The 19,395-nt window shown below is 67.9% G+C and carries 22 protein-coding genes; 4 read left to right on the top strand and 18 right to left on the bottom strand.

The window, feature by feature from the left end; all coding sequences use genetic code 11:
- Positions 1–89 precede the first annotated feature (89 nt).
- The 8 genes from grxD to purC form a co-directional block, all read right to left on the bottom strand.
- Positions 90–434, bottom strand: coding sequence for a Grx4 family monothiol glutaredoxin (gene grxD / locus O5O54_RS05665; protein ID WP_279479751.1), 345 nt, complete (start codon positions 432–434; stop codon positions 90–92).
- Positions 435–538: 104 nt separating this feature from the next.
- A complete protein-coding gene (locus O5O54_RS05660) occupies positions 539–772 on the bottom strand; it encodes a BolA/IbaG family iron-sulfur metabolism protein (protein WP_061935856.1) in 234 nt (77 codons plus the stop codon).
- A 100-nt stretch (positions 773–872) separates the two neighbouring features.
- Complete coding sequence (gene purL / locus O5O54_RS05655; RefSeq protein WP_279479748.1) at positions 873–3,089, bottom strand: phosphoribosylformylglycinamidine synthase subunit PurL; 2,217 nt, start codon at positions 3,087–3,089, stop codon at positions 873–875.
- A 69-nt stretch (positions 3,090–3,158) separates the two neighbouring features.
- Positions 3,159–3,563 carry a hypothetical protein gene (locus O5O54_RS05650; protein ID WP_279479747.1) on the bottom strand — a complete coding sequence of 135 codons (405 nt, stop codon included), beginning with the start codon at positions 3,561–3,563 and terminating at the stop codon, positions 3,159–3,161.
- Entirely contained in the window at positions 3,556–3,969 is a 414-nt protein-coding gene (locus O5O54_RS05645; RefSeq protein WP_279479745.1) for a hypothetical protein, read from the bottom strand. Before O5O54_RS05645 ends, O5O54_RS05650 begins: the two co-directional genes overlap by 8 nt.
- On the bottom strand, positions 3,966–4,649 hold the full coding sequence (gene purQ, locus O5O54_RS05640) for a phosphoribosylformylglycinamidine synthase subunit PurQ (RefSeq protein ID WP_279479744.1): 684 nt from the start codon (positions 4,647–4,649) through the stop codon (positions 3,966–3,968). Before purQ ends, O5O54_RS05645 begins: the two co-directional genes overlap by 4 nt.
- Positions 4,650–4,661: 12 nt before the next feature.
- Positions 4,662–4,904 carry a phosphoribosylformylglycinamidine synthase subunit PurS gene (purS, locus tag O5O54_RS05635; RefSeq protein ID WP_279479742.1) on the bottom strand — a complete coding sequence of 81 codons (243 nt, stop codon included), beginning with the start codon at positions 4,902–4,904 and terminating at the stop codon, positions 4,662–4,664.
- Between the two features lie 67 nt (positions 4,905–4,971).
- Entirely contained in the window at positions 4,972–5,736 is a 765-nt protein-coding gene (purC, locus tag O5O54_RS05630) for a phosphoribosylaminoimidazolesuccinocarboxamide synthase (RefSeq protein ID WP_279479739.1), read from the bottom strand.
- A gap of 213 nt (positions 5,737–5,949) precedes the next feature.
- Between purC and O5O54_RS05625 the strand changes: the two genes are divergently transcribed.
- The gene (locus tag O5O54_RS05625) at positions 5,950–6,267 is read left to right on the top strand and encodes a DUF1476 domain-containing protein (RefSeq protein ID WP_279479737.1); all 318 of its coding nucleotides are present in this window, start codon (positions 5,950–5,952) and stop codon (positions 6,265–6,267) included.
- 1 nt (position 6,268) lies between these two features.
- A complete protein-coding gene (locus tag O5O54_RS05620; protein WP_279479735.1) occupies positions 6,269–7,030 on the top strand; it encodes an HpcH/HpaI aldolase/citrate lyase family protein in 762 nt (253 codons plus the stop codon).
- A 4-nt stretch (positions 7,031–7,034) separates the two neighbouring features.
- On the opposite strand, the gene O5O54_RS05615 is transcribed toward O5O54_RS05620, so the two are convergent.
- The gene (locus O5O54_RS05615) at positions 7,035–7,574 is read right to left on the bottom strand and encodes an alpha/beta hydrolase (RefSeq protein WP_279479733.1); all 540 of its coding nucleotides are present in this window, start codon (positions 7,572–7,574) and stop codon (positions 7,035–7,037) included.
- A gap of 44 nt (positions 7,575–7,618) precedes the next feature.
- A complete protein-coding gene (gene cls, locus O5O54_RS05610; protein WP_279479731.1) occupies positions 7,619–9,064 on the bottom strand; it encodes a cardiolipin synthase in 1,446 nt (481 codons plus the stop codon).
- A 178-nt stretch (positions 9,065–9,242) separates the two neighbouring features.
- Between cls and O5O54_RS05605 the strand changes: the two genes are divergently transcribed.
- Positions 9,243–10,055 (top strand): endonuclease/exonuclease/phosphatase family protein, encoded by an 813-nt coding sequence (locus O5O54_RS05605; RefSeq protein ID WP_279479729.1) that lies wholly within the window; start codon positions 9,243–9,245, stop codon positions 10,053–10,055.
- A 12-nt stretch (positions 10,056–10,067) separates the two neighbouring features.
- Here O5O54_RS05605 and purB read toward each other — a convergent pair whose 3' ends face one another.
- The 3 genes from purB to O5O54_RS05590 all read right to left on the bottom strand — a co-directional run bounded on the left by purB (position 10,068) and on the right by O5O54_RS05590 (position 13,543).
- Positions 10,068–11,375 carry an adenylosuccinate lyase gene (gene purB, locus O5O54_RS05600; RefSeq protein ID WP_279479727.1) on the bottom strand — a complete coding sequence of 436 codons (1,308 nt, stop codon included), beginning with the start codon at positions 11,373–11,375 and terminating at the stop codon, positions 10,068–10,070.
- 84 nt (positions 11,376–11,459) lie between these two features.
- Entirely contained in the window at positions 11,460–12,473 is a 1,014-nt protein-coding gene (locus tag O5O54_RS05595; RefSeq protein ID WP_279479924.1) for a P1 family peptidase, read from the bottom strand.
- 2 nt (positions 12,474–12,475) lie between these two features.
- Positions 12,476–13,543, bottom strand: a complete 1,068-nt coding sequence (locus O5O54_RS05590; RefSeq protein WP_279479725.1) for an ABC transporter substrate-binding protein — start codon at positions 13,541–13,543, stop codon at positions 12,476–12,478.
- A gap of 160 nt (positions 13,544–13,703) precedes the next feature.
- On the opposite strand from O5O54_RS05590, the gene O5O54_RS05585 reads away from it, so the two are divergent.
- The gene (locus O5O54_RS05585; RefSeq protein ID WP_279479723.1) at positions 13,704–14,915 is read left to right on the top strand and encodes an ABC transporter substrate-binding protein; all 1,212 of its coding nucleotides are present in this window, start codon (positions 13,704–13,706) and stop codon (positions 14,913–14,915) included.
- 204 nt (positions 14,916–15,119) lie between these two features.
- Here O5O54_RS05585 and O5O54_RS05580 read toward each other — a convergent pair whose 3' ends face one another.
- Genes O5O54_RS05580 through O5O54_RS05560 form a run of 5 tightly spaced genes read right to left on the bottom strand, consistent with a single transcriptional unit; the run spans position 15,120 to position 19,292 of the window.
- Positions 15,120–15,413 carry a DUF3140 domain-containing protein gene (locus O5O54_RS05580; RefSeq protein WP_279479720.1) on the bottom strand — a complete coding sequence of 98 codons (294 nt, stop codon included), beginning with the start codon at positions 15,411–15,413 and terminating at the stop codon, positions 15,120–15,122.
- Between the two features lie 57 nt (positions 15,414–15,470).
- Positions 15,471–16,751, bottom strand: a complete 1,281-nt coding sequence (locus O5O54_RS05575) for a branched-chain amino acid ABC transporter permease (RefSeq protein ID WP_279479719.1) — start codon at positions 16,749–16,751, stop codon at positions 15,471–15,473.
- Positions 16,751–17,743 carry a branched-chain amino acid ABC transporter permease gene (locus O5O54_RS05570; protein WP_279479717.1) on the bottom strand — a complete coding sequence of 331 codons (993 nt, stop codon included), beginning with the start codon at positions 17,741–17,743 and terminating at the stop codon, positions 16,751–16,753. The genes O5O54_RS05575 and O5O54_RS05570 overlap by 1 nt, the downstream gene beginning before the upstream one ends.
- 44 nt (positions 17,744–17,787) lie before the next feature.
- Positions 17,788–18,492: an ABC transporter ATP-binding protein gene (locus O5O54_RS05565; RefSeq protein ID WP_279479715.1), complete on the bottom strand. Its 705-nt coding sequence runs from the start codon at positions 18,490–18,492 to the stop codon at positions 17,788–17,790.
- On the bottom strand, positions 18,489–19,292 hold the full coding sequence (locus tag O5O54_RS05560; protein ID WP_279479714.1) for an ABC transporter ATP-binding protein: 804 nt from the start codon (positions 19,290–19,292) through the stop codon (positions 18,489–18,491). The genes O5O54_RS05565 and O5O54_RS05560 overlap by 4 nt, the downstream gene beginning before the upstream one ends.
- Positions 19,293–19,395: the final 103 nt, after the last annotated feature.

The following is a 19,395-nucleotide window of genomic DNA, read 5'->3' as shown; positions in this document are numbered from 1 at the left end:
CAAGGCGGGCTGACGAACGCGCCCGCCAGCCCGAAACGAAAACGGCCCGCTCGGAGGAGCGGGCCGCTTGGAGAGCGTCGTCCGGGGCCTCAGGCCGCCGGCGACGGAGCGTTGAGAGCGATGCCCTTGTCGCCCATGAAGTCCTGCAGCTCGCCCGCCTGGAACATCTCGCGCAGGATGTCGCAGCCGCCGACGAATTCGCCCTTCACGTAGACCTGCGGAATGGTCGGCCAGCCGCCGTATTCCTTGATGCCGTTGCGCAGCTCGTCCGACGTGAGAACGTTGACGCCCTTGTAGGGGACGCCGAGGTAGTTGAGAATCTGGACGACCTGACCGGAGAAGCCGCACTGCGGGAAGTCCGGCGTGCCCTTCATGAAGACGATCACGTCGTTCGTCTTCACCTCGTTGTCGATCCAGTCGATGATGCCGGCCATGGCGCAATCCTGTTTGTCAGGCCCGCCTCAGTCGCGGGCAACGATACGTCCCGGCTCACATACGATGTCCGGGCTCGGCTTTAAAGGCCGTGGATCCCCGACGCCTACTTCGGCGCGCTGGTTTGGAGGGCGAGGGCGTGCAGGATGCCGCCCATGTTACCCTGGAGCGCCTGATAGACCATCTGGTGCTGCTGGACGCGCGACTTGCCCCGGAAGCTCTCGGCCACGACCTCGGCGGCGTAGTGGTCGCCGTCGCCGGCCAGATCGCGAATGGTCACGGTGGCGTCGGGAATCGCGTCCTTGATCATCTTTTCGATGTCGTGGGCGTTCATGGGCATGCGGTGATCTCCTGCCGGCGGCGCGATAGGAGACTCGCGACCGTCGTCAGGAGGATAGGGCCAATGCCGAGTCTCGGCAATCGAACCGGGCTCGGCGGTGTCAGGCGGCGGCCGCCTCGACAGGCAGAGTGCCGGACATGAAGGCCGGGAACCAGCTCTCGTGCGCCACCGTGAGGTCGGATACGGCGACGGAAAGAACGCCGTCGATCCTCAGTGCCGAACCGCCGGCCGTGCCGAGACGGCGATGGGGCAGGGAGGAAAGCTCCGAAGCGACCGCCTCGGCGGCGCTGGCGGGCACCGCGATCACGTAGCGCGCCTGGTCCTCGCCGAAAAGCGCCGCATGGCGTGCGCCGTCGCCGACGGAAACCTCGGCGCCAAGGTTCGCGGCGATGCACATTTCGGCGAGCGCGACAGCCAGGCCGCCGTCCGACAGGTCGTGGCAGGCCGATACGCGACCAGAGCGGATCAGCCCGCGCACCACGTCGCCGTGCCGGCGCTCGGCCGCGAGATCCACGACCGGCGCGCCGCCATCTTCGCGGCCCGCGATCTCGCGCAGGAAGATGGACGAGCCAAGATGCTTGCCATCTGCGCCGACGAGAAAGAGCGTGTCGCCTTCCTGCCAGCCGCCGATCGTCGCCGTCTTGGAGCGGTCCTCGATCAGGCCGACGCCGCCGATGGTGGGCGTCGGCAAGATCGCCTGGCCCAGCGTCTCGTTGTAGAGCGAGACGTTGCCGGACACGATCGGGAAGCCGAGCGCCTCGCAGGCGGCGCCGATCCCCTGGATGGCCTTCACGAGCTGGCCCATGATCTCGGGCTTTTCGGGATTGCCGAAATTCAGGTTATCGGTCGCGGCCAGCGGCTCGGCGCCGACGGCCGTCAGGTTGCGCCAGCATTCGGCGACGGCCTGTGCGCCGCCCTGGTAGGGGTCGGCCTCGCAATAGCGCGGCGTCACGTCCGACGAGAAGGCGAGCGCCTTGGTCGGATGGCCGTCGACGCGCACGACGCCCGCGTCGCCGCCGGGACGCTGCATCGAATTGCCCTGGATCAGCGTGTCGTACTGCTCGAAGACCCAGCGGCGCGAAGCGATGTCGGGCGAGCCCATGATCCGGAGGAGGGCGGCGCCGTAGTCCTCGGGCTCGGCGACGTCAGCCGCCGAAACGGGCGCCGCGGCCTTGGGCTCGACCCACGGGCGGTCGTATTCCGGCGCCTCGTCGCCGAGTTCCTTGATGGGAAGGTTCGCGACCTCCTTGCCATCGAACAGGATGCGGAAGCGCAGGTCGTCCGTCGTCTTGCCGACGACGGCGAAATCCAAGCCCCACTTCACGAAGATGGCCTCGGCCTCCTCGTGCTTCTCGGGACGGAGCACCATGAGCATGCGCTCCTGGCTTTCCGAGAGCATCATCTCGTAGGGCGTCATGCGCGCCTCGCGCACGGGCACCTTGTTGAGGTCGAGCTCGATGCCGAGGTCGCCCTTCGCGCCCATCTCGACGGCCGAACAGGTGAGGCCCGCCGCGCCCATGTCCTGGATCGCGATCACGGCTCCGGTCTGCATCAGCTCGAGGCAGGCTTCCAGCAGGCACTTCTCGGTGAACGGATCGCCGACCTGAACGGTCGGGCGCTTCTCCTCGATCGTCTCGTCGAACTCGGCCGAGGCCATGGTCGCGCCGCCGACGCCGTCTCGGCCGGTCTTGGCGCCGAGATAGACGACGGGCAGGCCGACGCCCTCGGCCTTGGACAGGAAGATCGCGTTCGACTTCGCGAGACCCGCCGCGAAGGCGTTGACGAGGCAGTTGCCGTTGTAGCGCGGGTGGAAGTTCACCTCGCCGCCGACCGTCGGCACGCCGAAGGAATTGCCGTAGCCGCCGACACCCGCGACGACGCCGGACACGAGGTGCCGCGTCTTCGGGTGGTCCGGGGCGCCGAATCGCAGGGCGTTCATGGCGGCGATCGGCCGCGCGCCCATGGTGAACACGTCGCGCAGGATGCCGCCGACGCCCGTAGCGGCGCCCTGATAGGGCTCGATATAGGACGGGTGGTTGTGGCTCTCCATCTTGAAGACGACGCAGTCGCCGTCACCGATATCGACCACGCCCGCGTTCTCGCCCGGCCCCTGGATGACGCGCTCGCCCTTGGTCGGCAGCGTCCGCAGCCAGCGCTTGGACGACTTGTAGGAGCAGTGCTCGTTCCACATGGCCGAGAAGATGCCAAGCTCGGTGATGCTCGGCTCGCGCCCGATCAGATCGAGGATGCGCTGGTACTCGTCCGGCTTCAATCCGTGGCTGGCGATGAGCTCCGGGGTGATCTGGATGTCGGCCATGGAGACTCCGAAACCGTCTTCAGGAATGGCGAAAGGCCCTCGCCGCCGGGTCGACGGGAAAGCTGCGTGTTATCTGGCGGGTACCCAATCCGACCGGCTGCGGCAAGGGCCGACATCGGCGCTCGCCCGCAGGATCGTCGCGTCGTCCTCGACCTGACTCACCGCGCCCTCGATCCGGCGCTGGAGGATCAGGAGCGTGTGATCGGGGCGACCGTCGCGAAGCCGCCCGCGTAGGCAGACGGCGAAGCCGCGCGAAGGATCGGCGAACACGAAGGCGCGCGTTCGTTCGAACGACTGGCGGCGATAGATCGCGGCGCCCGTGTCGCGGATGTAGCGGACTTCGGCCGGGTTGGGCGCGGGGCCGGCCGCGGCGGCCAAAGGGGCGGCATCCGTGCGACAACCGCCCAGCGCGACCAGCGCGAGCACGAGAGAAGCGAAGCCGGACCGCCCGCCCATCGTCGCCCGGTCAGGCATCGCAGCTCGTCGAGCCTGCACGCCAGCGGTCGAGATCGGCCTCCAGGCGAGATCGAAGCGGCGTGTCGAGAAGCGGCCCGTAGGTTGCCACGTCGGTCGAGCCGGCGGCGCCCTCCACCACTAGGAGCGGACGAGCCTCCAGACGGCCCTTGGGCACGAGGAGGAATCGCGGGCGCCCGGAGAACGAGGAAAGTTCGGGGGCGATGCTGTAGGGCGCGAAGGCGGGATCGCGCGACTTGAACCAGCAGCGGTTGGCCGTCAGCGTCAGCCGCTCCATCCGGTCGAGACCGGTATCGGCCCGCTTGGCGGGAGCCCGCTCCGGCGAGGGCGCGCGGGAGGCACAGCCGGATATCGCAACGATGGCGACGAGCGCGAGACCCAGTCCCGGCAGGCGGCTCCGGCTCAAGCGGCCAAGCCCCGGCCGAGGAGCCCGAGCGCGCCCTCGAACAGCGGACGACCGTCCGTGCCGCCATGCTCCAGCTCGATCAGGTTCTCGGGATGCGGCATCATGCCGAGCACGTTGCCGCGGTCGTTGACGATCCCGGCGATGTCGTTGATCGCGCCGTTCGGGTTGGTGCCCTCGGCATAGCGGAACACGACGCGGCCTTCGCCTTCGATACGAGCCAGGGTTTCGCTTTCGGCGAAGTAGTTGCCGTCGTGATGGGCGACGGGGCAGCGGATCACCTGATCCTGGGCATAGCCCGAGGTGAACATGGTCTGCGCGTTGGTGACCTTCAGCTTCACCTCGCGGCACACGAACTTGAGGCTCGTGTTGCGCATCAAGGCGCCGGGCAGGAGGCCGGCCTCGCAGAGGATCTGGAAGCCGTTGCAGACGCCGAGCACCGGCACGCCGCTCGCGGCCTTCTCGGCCACCGCCTGCATCACCGGCGAGCGCGCGGCGATCGCGCCGCAGCGCAGATAGTCGCCGTAGGAGAAGCCGCCCGGCACGACGATCAGGTCAACGTCGGGAATGGCGGTCTCGGTCTGCCAGACCGTGACCGGGGCCTGGCCGGAAATCTTGGTCAGTGCCGCGATCATGTCGCGGTCGCGGTTGAGGCCGGGCAGCAGAACGACGGCGGACTTCATGGTGAGGGCTCCTCAGGCGAGCTCGATCGCGTAGTTCTCGATCACCGTGTTGGCGAGGAGCTTCTCGCACATCGCCTTGAGGTCTCCCTCCGCCTTGGCGCGGTCGGTGCCGTCGATCTCGACGTCGAAGACCTTGCCCTGGCGCACGCCCGAGACGCCGGAAAAGCCCAGCGTGCCGAGCGCCCCTTCGATCGCCTTGCCCTGGGGATCCAGGACGCCGTTCTTGAGGGTGACGACGATGCGCGCCTTGATCACGGTATCTGCCTGCCTTGCGAATGAACCAAACGGAGAGCCGGAGCCGGCTGCGACACGGGACGCCGTGCTACTTGACCAACACCGGCCCGGAAGGGCGGGGCGGCTCGTTCTCGTTCATGATGCCGAGCCGGCGGGCCACTTCCTGATAGGCCTCGACGAGGCCGCCCATGTCGCGACGGAAGCGGTCCTTGTCGAGCTTGTCCTGGGTCTGGGTGTCCCACAGGCGGCAGCTATCGGGAGAGATCTCGTCGGCCACGATGATGCGCATCATGTCGCCCTCGAAGAGGCGGCCGGTCTCGATCTTGAAGTCCACGAGCTGGATGCCGACGCCGAGGAAGAGGCCGGACAGGAAGTCGTTGACGCGGATGGCGAGCGCCATGATGTCGTCGATTTCCTGCGGCGTCGCCCAGCCGAAGGCCGTGATGTGCTCTTCCGAGACCATCGGGTCGTCGAGCTGGTCGGCCTTGTAGTAGAACTCGATGATCGAGCGGGGCAGCACCGTGCCTTCCTCGATGCCGAGGCGCTTGGCGAGCGAACCCGCCGCCACGTTGCGCACCACGACCTCGAGCGGGATGATCTCGACTTCCTTGATCAGCTGCTCGCGCATGTTGAGCCGCCGGATGAAGTGCGTCGGGATGCCGATCCGGTTCAGATGACTGAAGATGTATTCCGAGATGCGGTTGTTCAGGACACCCTTGCCGTCCACGACCTCGTGCTTCTTCTTGTTGAAGGCGGTCGCGTCGTCCTTGAAGAACTGGACCAGCGTGCCGGGCTCGGGACCTTCGTAAAGGATCTTGCCCTTGCCCTCGTAGATACGGCGGCGACGTGTCATGGATGATGCCTGATCGCGATAGAGGCGAGTCGAGTGCCGACCCGCGAAAAAACCATATGTCTCCGCCGGGTGAATAGACCAAACGTCGGGCCTAAACAATCGCAAACGGGAGATCTCGCGCCGGGAACAGGAGCGTGAGCGTCGCTGGACAAGACGGACCCGGCCGCTAGCATCCACCGCACAACGACGAAAGCCGACCAGAAGGAGATGGGAATGTCACTGAACGATCGGGGCCAGGACTTCGAAGCCCGCTACGCGCACGACGAGGAGCGCAAGTTCCGCATCGAAGCCCGCGCGACCAAGCTTCTGGGCCTCTGGGCCGCGGAGAAGCTCGGGAAGAGCGGCGCCGATGCGGACGCCTATGCCACGGCGCTGGTCCAGCTCGACCTCGGCGCCAAGGGGGTGCAGGACGTGTTCGCCAAGCTCCGGACCGATTTCGACGCTGCCGGCGTGCAGCAGTCGGACCATCAGATCGAGCGCCACCACGCCGAGTGCATGGCCGAGGCCGAAAAGCAGATCGCAGCGTCCTGACATGAGCCTCGGCCGCCTGCGGGAGCTTCTGTCCCGTTCCGAGCCCACGCTCTGCGGCTGGTCGAGCCTGGCCGACCCCGTGGTCCACGAAATCCTGCTCGGCGGCTTCGACGCGCTGATCCTCGACGGCCAGCACGGGCTCCAGGGCGCGGCCGATCTGCGCGAAGGTTGTGCGCGGGCAGCCCTGCTCGGCAAGCCTGCCATCGTCCGCGTGGCGCCTGGCGACCTCGCGCTGGCGGGCCGCGCGGTGGATTTCGGGGCGTCCGGGGTAATCCTGCCGATGGTGGACAATGCCGACGACGCGCGGCGTTTCGCCAAGGCGCTGCGCTACATGCCCGGCGGAATGCGATCCTTCGGCCCGACCCGCGCGGCGGATCTCTTCAAGATGGCGCCGCGCGACTATCTCGCGGCCGCCGACGACGCCGTCCTGTCCTTCGCGATGATCGAGACGGCGAATGCCTATGCCGATCTCGACGCCATCCTTGCCGTCCCAGAACTCGGCGGCGTGTTCATCGGACCGTCGGACCTGTCGATGGCGCTCGGCGGTGGCGTGCTCGACCCGAAGGGCGAGGCGACCGACCGCGCCATCGACGATATCGCGGCTCGTGGTCGCGCGGCGGGCAAGGCCATCGCGATCTACGCGCTCGATTCGGCCGACGCACGGCGCTACGCCGAAATGGGCTGCCAGCTGATCGGGATCGCATCGGACGTCGCGATCCTGAAGGCCGGTTGCGCGCGGCTCGTCGCGGAGTTCCGCGGTTAGGAACTCAGGGCGCGGGCAGGCGGGACAGGAACTTTCCGAAGGTCAGCAGGCCTTCGGGCCAGGGGCCGTGGCCGCTGGCCTCGTCCAGACGCCCCGATTCGCCCGCATCCACGAAGAGGGAGCCCCAGGCGGCGGCCACGTCCTCGATCGCGTCGAAGGAATGGTCCGGCCCGCCCCGGCTGGCAACGACGATGGACGGAAAGGGCAGCGGGTCTCGAGAATAGGCGGCGAAACCCGACGCGCCCTCGCCGAGATCCGCCGGGGCGACGAAGAAGGCGCCGGCCACCTTTCCCCCGAACATCGGCACGGCCGCCACGGCGGCGGCGACGCCCAGCGCATGGGCCACGATCACGGGCGGCCGGGTCGAGCGCGACACGGCCTCGGCCACCGCGCCGATCCAGGCCTTCGCATCGTGCGGATCGGCGGCGGGCGGAACCACGCGGCTGGCGGTGGAAAGCTTGGCCTCCCAGCGGGACTGCCAATGCTGCTCGGAAGCGCCGGAAAGGCCGGGCACGATCAGGATGTCGACGTCGGAAACTCGCATCCCTCGCAGATGCGAAGCATGGAACCGCATGTCAAGCCGGCGGGTCAGAGGAGCGGGCTGATCAGGCGGGTGACGTTCTCGCCGAGCTGGATCAGGAAACCGCGCTTGTTCCAGTCCTCGAGGTTCAGCCTGTGGCTCTTGGTGCGGTAGTCGTCCTCGATGGCCCGCAGGTCGCGCACCACGTCCTCGCTGTAGCTGATCAGGGTCACCTCCGAGTTCAGCTCGAAGGAGCGACGGTCCATGTTGGCCGAACCGATGATGGCGATGTCGTCGTCGATCGACAGATGCTTGGCGTGCAGGAAGCGCTCGCGATAGAGCATGACCTCGACGCCCGCTTCCAGAAGCTCATCGTAGTAGGACTGCTGAGCCCGGTCGATGAGGAGGCTGTTGGTGGTCGAGGTGACGAAGAGCGTCACCCGCACACCCTTCGATACGGCCGTGCGCATGGCGAGGAGCAGCGGCTCGTTGGGGATGAAATAGGGCGTGGCGAGCACCACGCGCTGGCGGGCGCTGTAGATCAGGTCGGTGAAGAGAATGTCGACGCCGGATTCGGGATAGTCCGGCCCCGACGGGAGGACCTGGGCCGTCGCCGTGCGCTCGGCGGAGGGGGGCTCGGGCGCCGGCATCAGCTCGGGCGAGCCGATGTCCTCGGCGGTCTCCAGATACCAGTCGCCGATGAAGATCGCTTGCAGCTCCAGGACGACGGGGCCTTCGACGCGCGCCATCAGCTCGCGATAGAAGGTCTTCGGCTCGTATTCGATGCGATGCATGTTCTGCGAGCCGACCCAGCCGATCTTGCCGTCCACGACCACGATCTTGCGATGGTTGCGCAGATCCATCCGCGTCGCCTGGTTCCAGAAGCGTAGCGGCAGGATGAGGCGCAGCTCGACCCCCGTGTTCTTCAGGCGCTTGGCGATGGCCTTCCGGTCGCGCGAGGAGCCGACCGCGTCGATCAGGAGGCGACACTTCACGCCGCGTTTGGCAGCCCGCTCCAGCGCGCTCAGCACCTTGTTTCCGGCCTGGTCGTTCTGGAGGATATAGACCATGACATGCGCGTGGTGCCGTGCGGAGTCGATGTCGGCGGCGATGCGGTCCACCACCCGGTTGTAGTCGGCGTCGAGCACGATGCGGTTGTCGGCGAGGCACGGGAAGCGGCCGATCCGGTGGACGAGATGAGCCGTCATGCGGTGGTGCGGACGAAGGGTGCGCATTCCGCCCGTGCCTTCCAGCGTCATGTGCGCGATGGCGCGGCGAATGATGTCGGGGACCTTGGCCAGCCGGTCCTGCCGCCACTTCGGGTGGCGCGCGTTGCCCACCGCCAGATACACGACGAGAGCCGCCCAGGGCAGAAAGAAGAACAGGAGAAGCCACGCCTGCGCCGCCACGGGGCTGCGGCGGAACGGGATGTAGATGACAGCGCCGATCAGGATGGCCCAGCTCATGAACGCCAGCACCATGGGCAGGATCGTGCCGTCGAAGAATTCGACCATCCGTGTGTCTCGACCTCGATCGTCCCGCCGTCGGGCTCGCCTTGCGCTGCCGCCCAACCACCGATATGGGCGTCGGCGCGCCGCGGACGAGAGAGCGCGGGCCAAGATCGTGGCGGGAACGCGCGGGTTCGACCCGCGTTAGGCGCTTCGGTCTCCCCAGGGGCGGAGCGGTGAGGGCATGTTGCGGATCGTCTACGCCAACCTGGGTTACAGCCGCGACATCGACGGCTCGATCGGGCATCATGTGCGGCGCGTGCACCACCACGTCTTCACCACGCGCCGGGTGCAGCTGAGGAGCCTCGGCCTGGTGCGCGAGCGCCTGCGCGAGCTGAAGCCGGACCTGTCCTGCTTCGCCGAGATCGACAAGGGCTCGCTTAACAACGGGTTCTTCGACCAAGTCGGCGCGCTGGCCGAGGCGCATCACACGACCGTGCGCATCGACAACAAGTACGGCGCCGGACGGCGCTTCCGGCGCCTTTCCGTCTCGCGCGGAAAGTCCAACGCGTTTCTGGCCTCCCGGCCGCTGACCTACGTCGCGCGCTATCTGTCCTGGGGCAAGAAGCGGCTGGTCTACGACATCGACATCTCGGGAATCCGGGTGCTGATGGCGCATCTTTCGTTGCGCTACCGCATCCGCGGCCTGCAACTCGCCGAACTCGCGCGATGGGTGGCCGAGAGCGACAAGCCCACCGTCGTGATCGGCGACTTCAACCTGTTCCGGGGCGTCGGCGAGTTGCGCCCGCTCCTGGCCGACGGGCGGCTCGTCCACGCCAACGCTCATTCCGGCCCGACCTTCCGGCTCGGCCCCTATCGCGCCGCGCTCGACATCTGCCTCCTGTCGCAGGACCTCCGCGACCGCTGCCAGGTCACGATCCTCGACCAGCCCTATTCCGACCACCAGATGATCCAGCTCGACATCGCCGATGCCGAGCCGGGTGGTGAGATGCTGGAAACGCCAGTCCTCGTCGCGGCGGACGCCGAGGCCGCCTAGAGGTCCGTTCGATCAGGCCGCGCCGAAGACGCGACCGAAGATCGTGTCGACATGCTTGGTGTGGTAGCCGATGTCGAACTTCTCGCGGATGTCGGCCTCCGACAGCGCCGCGGTCACTTCCGCGTCGGCCAGCAACTCGGTGAGGAAGTCCGCGCCGTGCTCCCAGACCTTCATCGCGTTGCGCTGCACGAGGCGATAGGCGTCCTCGCGGCTGACGCCCGCCTGGGTGAGGGCGAGCAGCACGCGCTGCGAATGGACCAGACCCTTGAACTGGTTGAGGTTGCGGTCCATCCGCTCGGGGTAGACGAGCAGCTTGTCGATCACGCCCGTGAGGCGGGCGAGGGCGAAGTCGAGCGTCACCGTGGCGTCCGGGCCGATGTAGCGTTCGACCGAGGAGTGCGAGATGTCCCGCTCATGCCAGAGCGCGACGTTCTCCATGGCAGGCATCGCGAAGGACCGCACCATGCGGGCGAGACCCGTGAGGTTCTCGGTGAGCACAGGGTTGCGCTTGTGCGGCATGGCCGACGAACCCTTCTGGCCCGGCGAGAAATACTCCTCGGCCTCCAGCACCTCCGTGCGCTGGAGATGGCGGATCTCGGTGGCGAGGCGCTCGATGGAGGAGGCGATGACGCCCAGCGTCGCGAAATACATCGCGTGGCGGTCGCGCGGGATGACCTGGGTCGAGACCGGCTCGGGCTTGAGCCCGAGCGCCTTGGCGACATGCTCCTCGACGCGCGGGTCGATGTTGGCGAAGGTGCCGACGGCGCCGGAGATGGCGCAGGTCGCCACTTCCTCGCGCGCCGCCAGAAGGCGGCTGCGGCAGCGGTCGAACTCGGCATAGGCGAGGGCGAGCTTGACGCCGAAGGTCGTCGGCTCGGCGTGGATGCCGTGACTGCGGCCGATCGTGACCGTGTCCTTGTGCTCGAAGGCGCGGCGCTTCAGCGCCACCAGCAGCGCGTCCATGTCGGCGAGCAGGATGTCGGTCGCGCGAACGAGCTGGACGTTGAAGCAGGTGTCGAGCACGTCGGACGAGGTCATACCCTGGTGGATGAAGCGCGAGTCCGGCCCGACGAACTCGGCGAGATGCGTCAGGAAGGCGATCACGTCGTGCTTGGTGACGCGCTCGATCTCGTCGATCTTCTCGACGTCGAACGTGGCGGCGCCACCCTTTTCCCAGATCGTCCGGGCGGCTTCCTTCGGGATCACGCCGATCTCGGCCAGCGCGTCGCAGGCGTGCGCCTCGATCTCGAACCAGATCCGGAACTTGGTCTCCTGCGACCAGACGGACACCATCTCGGGGCGGGAATAGCGGGGGATCATCGGCGGGGCCTTTCGCGAGCGGCGTTCGATATGTTCGCCGCGCTGTAACAGACCCCCGCCCGCGCCTCAATCAAGGGCGCGGCTTCATGCTTCCAGGTCTCGCCAGCAGGGGCGCAGATCGCCGGGAGCCGGCGTTGCGGCATGCACGCCGCGCGCGATCGCCCGCGCCATGGTCGCGGCGGCGGCGGCGGCCAGCTCGACCCGCTCCGCGCCGTCGGGCCGCCAGCCACTCCCGCCGGTGGCGGCGGCGAACACGAGGTCGCCGTCGAAATCGGTATGGGTCGGCCACAGGGCGTGGGCGAAGCCGTCATGGGCGGCCACGGCGAGCCGCCTCGCGCCGCCCTTGTCGAGGACGGCGTCGGTAGCGATCACCGCGATCGTCGTGGCGCCGCCCGGCTGGGGCGAGAGCTTGGACGGAGGCGACATCGACAGGGAAGGATGCGGATGGGGCAGGCCGAGGCCGCCGAACTCGGCGGCCATCTCGAAGGGGGCGGCGTGGAAATGGAGCGTCGTGCCGACCAGCGGCGAGCCCAGCGCGTTGACCGCCACGAGCGCCGCCACCGTCGCGCCGGACGGGAGCAGAGTGGAAGCCGAACCCAGCCCGCCCTTGACGCGTGCCGTGGACGCTCCGGTCCCCGCACCTTGGCTGCCGAGGCCGAAGTCGGGGCCGGCGGCAGTTGCCGCCTGGAACCCGAGGTCGCGATAGGGCGCTTGGAGGCCCCAGTTCTTGTCGCCGCCATTGGCGAGATCGAACAGGATCGCCGCCGGCACGAGCGGCACCCGGTGCCCCGCCACCTCGAATCCGCGCCCGACCGAGCGCAGGTAGGCCTGGACGCCGGAGGCCGCGTCGAGCCCGAAGGCCGAGCCGCCGGAAAGGACCAGGGCGTCGATGCCGAAGACCAGCTTGTCCGGCGCCAGCAGTTCGGTCTCGCGCGTGCCCGGTGCGCCACCGAGGATTTCGACGGCGGCGACGCACGGGGCGTCGAAGAGGATGGCGGTGGTTCCGCTCTTCAGTCTCTCGTCCTGCGCGTTGCCGACGCGAAGGCCGGAAACGTCGGTCAGGAGGTTTCGCGGCCCCGGCCGCCAGACGGAGGACACGCTCAACCTTCCGGCTCCGCTACGAACCGTGCTCCGTCCCACCGGTAGGCCCGGAAGGGCACGACGTCGGTGGTGCCGTCGCCCTGGAAGCGGACGAGGCCGGACGTGGTGACGAAGGTCTCGGCGTTCAGGACGTCGGGGAGAGCCCGACCCTCCTGCGTCGCCCGGCGGGCGGCCCCGATCGCGATCTCGGCCCCGGTGCGCGCGACCCGGGCATAGCCCTCGTCCTCCGGCGCGGTCTCGGAGGGCGCCCAGTCGACGTCGAAGCCCGAGACGACAGCTGTCGTGCCGGGCGCAAGGGGCACGGCGTCCGCCGCGTCGAGGAGGGATTCGCCGCCCATGGCCTCGATCGTCAGGCCGAGTTCGGCCGCATCGCGCAGGATGATCGCGACATCGCTGCGGGCGCCCAGAAACAGGACGCGCGTGACGCCGCTCTGCTGGATCCTGCGGGCGAGGGGAAACTGCTTCTCCTCGGCGGGGCGATAGGTTTCCGTCAGGGCCGGGCGCAGTCCGCTTTCCTCCAATAGCCGGCGCACGTTGTCCGCAAGGTCGCGCGAGAACGGCGTTCCATCGTCTACGAGGGCGAACGGAGCGGTCGACCAGCGCTCGCGGACGGTGCGGGCGAGCGCTTCGGCCTCGGCCGTCGAGCCGGGAGCGAGGCGCCAGACGAGCGCGCCGTCCTTTTCGCGCTGACGCAGGATGCGCGCCGCGCGCACGCCGACGTCGATCACCGGAATGCCGGCCTCGGTCAGCTTCGGCAGCGCGGCCTCGAGCGCGACGGCGCAGAGGAAGCCGACTGCGACCGACGCTTTCGCCGCGATGAAGTCGTCCGCTGCCTTGCGTCCGCCATCTGCGGTGCAGCCCGTATCCGCCTCGACGACCGTCGCCCCGGCGTCACCCGCCGCCCGCGTTGCACCCGCCACGGCCTGCCGTCCGAGGATGTCGCTCGGCCCAGAGAGGGGCGCCGCGACGCCGAGCACGACCGGTCCCGACGGCTGGGCGAAGACGCCGAGCGGAGGGGCGGCGGCGAGCAAGGTTCCAACGAGAAGCCGGGCCGGGAAACGCATCATGCGTCCGTTCTAACGTCTTCGCGTTTGGTATGCGAGGCGGCTTCGCTTGACCCTTTCGGTAAGCCCCGCTTAAGTCGAACCGAGCCGCTCAAAAAGCGCGCGGCCAACTTGAGGCCGGAGCTACAAGCCTCTGGCCCACAACCATTTCGGGAGTTCGCGCATGATCGGCGGAAAGACAGCCATTCTCGGCCTCACGGCCTCTCTCCTCGCGCTCGGCGTTTCCGCCGCGTCGGCGCAGGATGCAGCGCTCAAGATCGGCATGATCGGCGGCATCACGGGACCGATCGAGAGCCTCATGCCGCCGATCGCCGATGCGGCTCGCCTCGCCGTCGCCCAGGTGAACGAGGCCGGCGGCATCGGCCCCAACGGCTCGAAGGTCGAGATGGTGATCGGCGACGACGGCTGCGTCGACGCTGCCCGCGCCTCGGACGCCGCCGACCGTCAGGTCAACTCCGAGAAGGTGGCCGGCATCGTCGGTGCCATGTGCTCGGGCGCCACCATCGCTGCCGCGAATTCGGCCGCCATCCCCGGCGGCGTCGTCATGGTCTCGCCGGCCTCGACCTCGCCGGCCGTGAGCGATCTCGACGACAAGGACCTCGTCTTCCGCACCGCCCCGTCGGACGCCTACCAGGGCGAGGTGCTGGCGCGCGTCGTGAAGAAGAACGGCATCGACAACGTCGCCATCACCTATGTGAACAACGACTACGGCACCGGCTTCGCGCAGGCCTTCCAGAAGGCCTTCGAGGCCGACGGTGGCACCGTGACCGTGTCGCAGGCGCACGAAGACGGCAAGGCCGACTACCGCGCGGAGATCGGCTCGCTCGCCTCGTCCGGCGCCGACGCGCTGGTCGTGCTGGCCTATGTCGACGGCTCGGGCGGCCGCATCGTCTCCCAGGCACGCGAGACGGGCGACTTCTCGACCTTCATCGGCGGTGACGGCATGGTCGGCGGCAACCTCACCAACGTGGCGGGCGGCGATGAGAAGCTGATCCTCACGCGTCCGGGCGGCACGGCCGCCGTCGGCGCCGAGGCCTTCGCGACCGCGGCGCGCGCCGCCAATCTCGATCCCGCCGCGACCTACACGTCCACCTCCTACGACGCGGCCTTCGCTCTGATGCTGGCTCTGGAGAAGACCGGCGGTTCGCGTGAGGGCCTCAGCCAGGCGCTTCGCGACGTGTCGAGCGCGCCGGGCGAGGTGATCCTGCCGGGCGAGTGGGCCAAAGCCAAGCAGCTCATCGCCGCCGGAACCGACATCAACTACGAGGGCGCGTCGGGCGCGCTGGAGTTCGACGCCAAGGGCGACGTTCCCGGCTCCTACGACGAAGTGACCATTCGCGACGGTGCGATCGTGGTGGTCGGCCCGGCGATGTAAGACGGACCGGCGCGACGCGCGGCGATACCATGGTGGTTCTGGTTTTCGGGGCCAACCGTGCTGCGCAACCGCGCCGCTCCCGCCGCCGTTGCCCTTGGGTCCGCGCTCGACGCCACATGAACCCCGGAGCGTTGGCTCCGGGGTTTTTCGTTGTCGTCAGTGCTTCTTCATGGGGTCGTGGCCCCAGTTCATCAGCGAGTAGCGTCAGGGCGTGTCCTCGATCTCGCCCTTCGGCTTCTGCTTCATGTGGCGCTTGATGTAGCCGACGACCTTCTGCATGTGCTCGTACTCGGCATCGGTCAGGTCGGACTTCTTCATGCCCTTGATCTCGATGATCTCGCGGCCCGACTTGTGGCCGACCGACTCGCCCTTGCCGCCTGACTTGAAGCCGACTTGTTTGGACTCGTCTGTCTCGAGCCAGTGCTCGATCTGCTTGGGCGTCATGTTCACGAGGTCCTTGAACTCGGCATAGACCTCGGCTCGCTTGTCGTCGTTCATGGGGCGCTCCCAATTCATGGTTGCGCGCCCAACGACTCCTCCTTGTGGACGGTTCCTCTAGTCCGCCCGCCGCCGTTCCGGCAGGACCCCGTGCGGCGCGAAGCGCAGGACGAGGGTGATGGTCAGCCCGATGACGAAGACCCGCATCTGAAGCGCGCGAGAATCGAGGTCCGGCGGGGCGACCCAGCCGAACAAGGACTGCCCCCAGTCGCGCGCCAGCGAGAAGAGCGTCAGCGCCGCGGGCTCCGACATGGTCCAGACGATGTAGACGAAGACGGCGCCGAAGATCGCGCCGCGATTGTTGCCGGCGCCGCCGAGGATCACCATCACCCAGATCAGGAACGTGTGGTTGAGGTCGACGAAGCCGGACGGGTCAAAGATCGAGGTGAAGTGGACGAGAATGGCACCGCCGAGCCCCATCAGCATGGCGCCGAGCACGAAGATCTCGAGGCGCCGACCGTCGACGTTCTTGCCCATCGATGCGGCCGCCGCCTCGTTGTCGCGGATGGCGCGCATCATGCGGCCCCACGGCGCCCGGTAGGCCCGCTCCATCAGGAGATAGACGAGGAGGAGGAGGACGGCGGTGACGGCCAGATACAGGCTGCGCCCCCACAGGAAGCCGACCTCGGCCGGAGTCGGCACCGGCCAGGGCAGCGGCGAGACGGTCAGCGTGCCGCGCGTCAGCCAGTCGGCGTTGCGCAGGAAGGTCTTGATGATCTGAGCGATGCCGAGCGTCGCGATGGCGAGATAGTCAGCCCGCAGCCCGAGGCAGATTTTGCCGATCACAAAGGCGATGGCGCCGGCGACGACGCCCGCCATGGCCCAGCCGACGCCGACCGGGAGGCCGAAGCCGCCGATGAAGCCGGCCTCCGCCTCGATCGCGACCGTGGCCGGATCGAATTTCGCGGTCACCGCCATGAAGGCGACGGCGCCCGAAATCACCGTCAGCGCCGTGACCAGCCCCTTGGGCAGGCCGACGCGATGGAGTTGCGAGACCAGCCCGACGACGACGACGGCGCCGATCAGCCAGAGCAGGGCCACCCCGAGGAGCGGCGCTCCGCTGGAGGCCCAGAACGCCTCGTTCACCGGGAAGGTCATGAGCACGGAGGCGAAGGCGCCGGCGATGATGAAGCCCATGATGCCGACGTTGAAGAGACCGGCGTAACCCCATTGAATGTTCAGGCCGATCGCGATGATCGCATAGGCCGCGGCCTCGACCAGCATGCGGGTCGCGTAGGCCGATCCCTGGAGCCAGAAGATCAGGCCGACGAGGGCGACGAGCGCCAGCGGCAGGAGCGGCTCGCGCAGGCGGTTGGTAGCCGTGGATGCCGCCGCCATCAGAACACCCGTCCCTTGAAGATGCCGGTCGGCCGATAGATCAGCACGACGACGAGGATGAAGAACGGCACCACGAGCCGGTACTCCGTCGGCACGAAGGCGAGGTTCGCCGGAATCTCGACCCAGGCCGGCATCCAGCCCTGGAACGGGCGCAAGAGCACCGAAAGGTTGAAGACTGACAGCGTCTCGGCGAAGCCGATGAGATAGCCGCCGGCGATCGCGCCGTAAGGCTGGCCGATGCCGCCGACGATCGTGGCGGCGAAGATCGGCAGCAGGATGTTGTAGGCGAGGTCGGGCTTGAGCTGGACGTCCATGGCCAGCATCGTGCCGGCGATGGCGGCGAGCGAGCCGCCGATGACCCATGTCGCCTTGACCACGGTGTCCAGCGGAATGCCGGTCACGCGCGCGAGGTCCGGATTGTCGGACACGGCGCGCATCGCCTTGCCGAGGCGCGAACGGGTAAGGAAGAGGTGCAGCACGATCACCGAGACGACGGTGAGGAGGATCAGCGCCACCTGCGGCTCGGTGATGACGATCGGGCGGCCGCCGGTGGGGATACGGAAGATCTGCTTGGGCGCGTCGAGATACATCTCGCGCGAGCCCGTGCCAGCGAAGAGGCGGATCAGGCCCTGCAGCATGAGCGCAACGCCGATCGACGCCATGACCATGACGACGGGCCGCGCGCCCCGGTCGCGCAGCGGCTTGTAGAAGGCCTTGTCGAGCCCGATCGCGAAGACCGAGGTCAGCAGCATGACCACCGGCAGAAGCGCGAGCGCGAGCGGGATCGGCAGCGAGACGCCGAGAGCCGAGAGGAGGCTCGCCAGCATGAAGGCGAAGAACGCCGCCGCCGTCATCATGTCGCCATGCGCGAAATGGGCAAAGCGCAGGATTCCGAAAATCAGCGTCACACCGACCGCCCCGAGCGCGTAGATCGAGCCGATGATGAGTCCGCCCATCAGGCCGCGGTTGATGAAGAAGACTAGCTCGTCCAAATGTCTATCTCGAAATGTTCGATCGAAAGGCGAAGCGGAGGGCTTCAGCCGCCGAGGAAGGATTTTGCGACATCCGGGTCGGCCAGCAGCGCGGCGCCCGTGTCGGTGAAGCGGTTGCGGCCCGAAGCCAGGACGAAGCCCTTGTGGGCGATGCCGAGGGCCTGCTTGGCGTTCTGCTCGACCATCGCGACCGTCACGCCCGCCGCGTTGACCGCGAGGATGCGGTCGAAGATCTCGCTCATGTAGCGGGGCGACAGGCCGGCGGTCGGCTCGTCGAGGAGGATCAGCTTCGGGTCGATCATCAGCGCCCGACCGACCGCTACCATCTGGCGCTGGCCGCCCGACAATTCGCCCGCCGGCTGGCGCCGCTTGTCCTTCAACGGCGGGAAGATGTCGTAGACGCGCTCCAGAAGGCCGGAGACGTCGTCGCGACGGACATAGGCTCCCATCTCCAGGTTCTCATGGACCGAGAGCGTCTTGAAGACGTTGTGCTCCTGCGGCACGAAGGCCATGCGCAGGGCGCTCAAGGAGTCCGTCGGCCGGTTGGTGATATCCTGGCCGTCGAACAGGACCCGACCCGAGGAAACGCGCAGAAGGCCGAAGATCGCCTTGAGCGTCGTCGATTTTCCTGCCCCGTTCGGCCCGACGATCACGCCGATCTCGCCGGCTTCGAGTTCGAGGTTCACGCCGTTGAGGATGGTCGCCTCGCCGTAGCCGGCGACGACGTTCTCGACCTTCAGGAGGCTCATGCCGTCGCTCCCGTCTTGGCGGTCGCGTGGCCGGTCGGCGAGCCGCCGAAATAGGCTTCCACCACCGCCTCGTCGGCCTGGATCTCGGCGAGCGTGCCGGTGCGCATGACCTCGCCCGCCGCCATCACGATCACGGGGTCGCAGAGGCGGCCGATCAGGTCCATGTCGTGCTCGATGACGAAGAACGTGTAGCCGCGTTCCCGGTTGAGGCGCTCGATGTTGGCGGCGATGTCGTTGAGAAGCGTCCGGTTCACGCCGGCCGCGATCTCGTCGAGCAGCACGATCTTGGCGTCCACCATCATGGTCCGGCCGAGCTCGACTAGCTTCTTCTGGCCGCCCGAAAGGTTGCCGGCGAGCTCGTGTGCGACGTGTCCGATCTTGAGGAAGTCGATCACGTCCTCCGCGCGCTCGCGCACGCGTCTCTCGAACTCGCGCACCTTGCGTCCCCGGAACCAAGCCTCCAGGACGTTCTCGCCCGGCTGGCCGCCCGGCACCATCATCAGGTTCTCGATGACCGACAGGCGGGAGAACTCGTGCGCGATCTGGAACGTACGCAGGAGGCCGCGTCCGAAGAGCTGATGCGGCCTGAGGCCCTGGATCTCGCGCCCTTCGAACAGGATCTTGCCGGAGGACGGCGCCAGATTGCCGGCCACCATGTTGAACAGCGTGGACTTGCCGGCGCCGTTCGGACCGATCAGGCCCGTGATGCCGCCCTGTTCGACGGACAGCGAGCAGCGGTTCACGGCAACGAAGCCGCCGAACCGGCGCGACACATCCCTGATCTCTAGGATCGGCGCCATAGCGACTTCCTATCGTATTGAAAAATATTCCGAAGCGGGCACGTCCTGAAGCCTCCGGGCCGCGATGTCAAACGCATTGACCTTTACGTCGCTCACGAACTTG

This window comes from Aureimonas sp. SK2, from assembly GCF_029813115.1.
Taxonomy (GTDB): Bacteria; Pseudomonadota; Alphaproteobacteria; order Rhizobiales; family Rhizobiaceae; genus Aureimonas.
This window is presented reverse-complemented; position numbering and strand designations above follow the sequence as displayed.

Bases quoted from the DNA above. Each gene is read 5' to 3' on its own strand.
- O5O54_RS05660 (WP_061935856.1), bottom strand. From the start codon at position 772: ATGCCCATGAACGCCCACGACATCGAAAAGATGATCAAGGACGCGATT.
- O5O54_RS05625 (WP_279479737.1), top strand. From the start codon at position 5,950: ATGTCACTGAACGATCGGGGCCAGGACTTCGAAGCCCGCTACGCGCAC.
- O5O54_RS05590 (WP_279479725.1), bottom strand. From the start codon at position 13,543: ATGATGCGTTTCCCGGCCCGGCTTCTCGTTGGAACCTTGCTCGCCGCC.
- O5O54_RS05605 (WP_279479729.1), top strand. From the start codon at position 9,243: ATGTTGCGGATCGTCTACGCCAACCTGGGTTACAGCCGCGACATCGAC.
- O5O54_RS05575 (WP_279479719.1), bottom strand. From the start codon at position 16,751: ATGGCGGCGGCATCCACGGCTACCAACCGCCTGCGCGAGCCGCTCCTG.
- O5O54_RS05650 (WP_279479747.1), bottom strand. From the start codon at position 3,563: ATGCCTGACCGGGCGACGATGGGCGGGCGGTCCGGCTTCGCTTCTCTC.
- O5O54_RS05620 (WP_279479735.1), top strand. From the start codon at position 6,269: ATGAGCCTCGGCCGCCTGCGGGAGCTTCTGTCCCGTTCCGAGCCCACG.
- O5O54_RS05565 (WP_279479715.1), bottom strand. From the start codon at position 18,492: ATGAGCCTCCTGAAGGTCGAGAACGTCGTCGCCGGCTACGGCGAGGCG.
- purQ (WP_279479744.1), bottom strand. From the start codon at position 4,649: ATGAAGTCCGCCGTCGTTCTGCTGCCCGGCCTCAACCGCGACCGCGAC.
- O5O54_RS05580 (WP_279479720.1), bottom strand. From the start codon at position 15,413: ATGAACGACGACAAGCGAGCCGAGGTCTATGCCGAGTTCAAGGACCTC.
- purB (WP_279479727.1), bottom strand. From the start codon at position 11,375: ATGATCCCCCGCTATTCCCGCCCCGAGATGGTGTCCGTCTGGTCGCAG.
- purL (WP_279479748.1), bottom strand. From the start codon at position 3,089: ATGGCCGACATCCAGATCACCCCGGAGCTCATCGCCAGCCACGGATTG.
- cls (WP_279479731.1), bottom strand. From the start codon at position 9,064: ATGGTCGAATTCTTCGACGGCACGATCCTGCCCATGGTGCTGGCGTTC.
- O5O54_RS05560 (WP_279479714.1), bottom strand. From the start codon at position 19,292: ATGGCGCCGATCCTAGAGATCAGGGATGTGTCGCGCCGGTTCGGCGGC.
- grxD (WP_279479751.1), bottom strand. From the start codon at position 434: ATGGCCGGCATCATCGACTGGATCGACAACGAGGTGAAGACGAACGAC.
- O5O54_RS05585 (WP_279479723.1), top strand. From the start codon at position 13,704: ATGATCGGCGGAAAGACAGCCATTCTCGGCCTCACGGCCTCTCTCCTC.
- O5O54_RS05615 (WP_279479733.1), bottom strand. From the start codon at position 7,574: ATGCGAGTTTCCGACGTCGACATCCTGATCGTGCCCGGCCTTTCCGGC.
- purC (WP_279479739.1), bottom strand. From the start codon at position 5,736: ATGACACGTCGCCGCCGTATCTACGAGGGCAAGGGCAAGATCCTTTAC.